The 2011-nt window shown below is 60.8% G+C and carries 2 protein-coding genes; one reads left to right on the forward strand and one right to left on the reverse strand.

Going from position 1 to position 2011, the window contains the following annotated elements; genetic code table 11:
* A partial coding sequence (locus FT726_RS26935) for an autotransporter outer membrane beta-barrel domain-containing protein (protein ID WP_346303813.1) occupies positions 1-1160 on the forward strand: 1160 nt, incomplete at its 5' end.
* Between the two features lie 27 nt (positions 1161-1187).
* Here the strand turns inward: FT726_RS26935 and FT726_RS26940 are convergent.
* The coding region (locus FT726_RS26940) for an ATP-binding cassette domain-containing protein (RefSeq protein WP_346303814.1) at positions 1188-2011 on the reverse strand (824 nt) is incomplete at its 5' end.

The raw sequence follows: 2011 nt of genomic DNA on the forward strand, positions 1-2011 counted from the left end.
GCAGCGCCAGCGCCGACAGCTTCAGGCTGAGCAATGGCTATGTGGCAGCCGGGCCGTGGCAGTATGGTCTGTACAGCTTTGCACCGGGCAGTAGCGCAGGCGGCAACGTATGGGACTATCGTCTGGCAAACAACTTCATCTGCAGCGATGGCTCACTGTGCCAGCCGCAGGCGGGCAGTGCGGTTAAGGCGGTGCGTCCGGCGGTCACGCCGCAGGTGCCGTCCTGGATCTCCGCACCGGTTGGGCTGGCGTACTACTCGCTGGCAGTCACTGACGATCTGCATAAGCGTCTCGGCGAACTGCGCCAGCAGCCGGCGGACAGCGCAGAGATGTTTATCCGCTACCTCGGTTCGGATTTGCAGTATCGAAGCAATCGCGGGCTGGACGCCTGGGGTTATGATTTCGACCTCAACTACAGCGCCGTACAGCTGGGTGGCAATTTGCTGCGCGCCGATGGCGCTGAAGATAGCGTACGTGGCGGCGTCGCCTATACGCGCGGCAACACGCGCATTCGCCCGCATGCCGCTGACGGGTACAGCTCCACCAGCTTTGATAGCGATACGTTGTCACTTTATGGCACCTGGCTGAGCAGCAGTGGCTGGTATGTGGATGGTTCGCTGAGCTGGAGCGGCTACCGTGGCGAAACCGACATTGCGCGGCAGAAAGCGGTCGCTAAACCCAAAGGGCACGGCTGGACGGCGTCAGTCGAGTCTGGCTATCCGCTGATGCTGGCCGGTGATGTGCGCCTGGAACCGCAGGCACAGGTTAGCTGGCTGCGTATGAACATGGACAGTTTTACCGATGCTGACGGCGCGCGCGTCTCTTTTAACGATTACGATCAAACCATAGGCCGGCTCGGCGCACGCGTGGCGCGCAGCTGGCAGGACAGCAGTCAGAACCAGTACACGCCGTATCTGCGCGCTGACTACTATCGCGGCTGGGGCGGTACGGCGCAGGTCAGGGTCGGCACCAGCGACAGCGACCTGAGCCAGAGCTTCAGCAGCGGCAAATTTGGCCAGATGTGGGACGTCGGCCTCGGCGGCACGGCGACCCTTATCAACAACGTGGCGCTTTATGCCGAGGCGGATTACCGCAAAGAGATTTCCGGCAACGGCGTCAAAGGCTGGCGCTACAATGCCGGGGTGCGCTGGTCGTTTTGAACGTAAATGACCACCTTAAACCTGCAATTACAGGCGGCGCTGTGATGCGGCGTCGAACAGCATCGCACGTTCGCTGTCCAGCGCGACCGGTAAAATATCACCGGCGCGCGCGCCGGAACGCTGGGTGGTAAACAGCATCACCGGGTGACCAAACAGCGAACCGTGAATCAGTTCGGACAGGCCGGTCGGCTCCACCAGCGACACCTCAAGGGGCAGCGCATGCTGCTCACCCGGCTGCGCCAGGCTGATGTTTTCCGGACGGATGCCATAAATGACGTCACGGCCAGCGGCCTGTGCCGCCCAGTGCGTATTCAATGGCAGCTGAGCGCTGTCGCTGATACGCACGCCGCTGGGGGTCACCACGCCGTTGATGAAATTCATCGAAGGTGAACCGATAAAACTGGCGACAAACTTATTGGCCGGTGTGTCGTACAGCTCCAGCGGTGTGCCCACCTGTTGAATAACGCCGTGGTTAAGCACCACGATGCGGTCAGCCAGCGTCATTGCCTCGACCTGATCGTGGGTAACATAAACGATGGTGTTGTTCATTTGCTGATGCAGTCTTTTGATCTCCACGCGCATCTGGCCGCGCAGTTGCGCATCGAGGTTGGAAAGCGGCTCATCAAACAAAAACACCTGCGGCTGACGCACAATGGCGCGGCCCATCGCCACGCGCTGCCGTTGTCCACCCGACAGCTCTTTTGGCCGGCGATCAAGCAGGTGCGTCAGGCTGAGAATCTCCGCCGCTCGCCGGACTTTCTCCTCAATCTCAGCACGCGGTCGTTTCTGAATTTCAAGGCTGAAGCCCATGTTGCGCGCGACCGTCAGATGCGGATAGAGCGCGTAGCTCT

The sequence above is a fragment of the Pantoea sp. Morm genome (genome assembly GCF_016643525.1).
GTDB classification, from domain to species: Bacteria; Pseudomonadota; Gammaproteobacteria; order Enterobacterales; family Enterobacteriaceae; genus Pantoea; species Pantoea dispersa.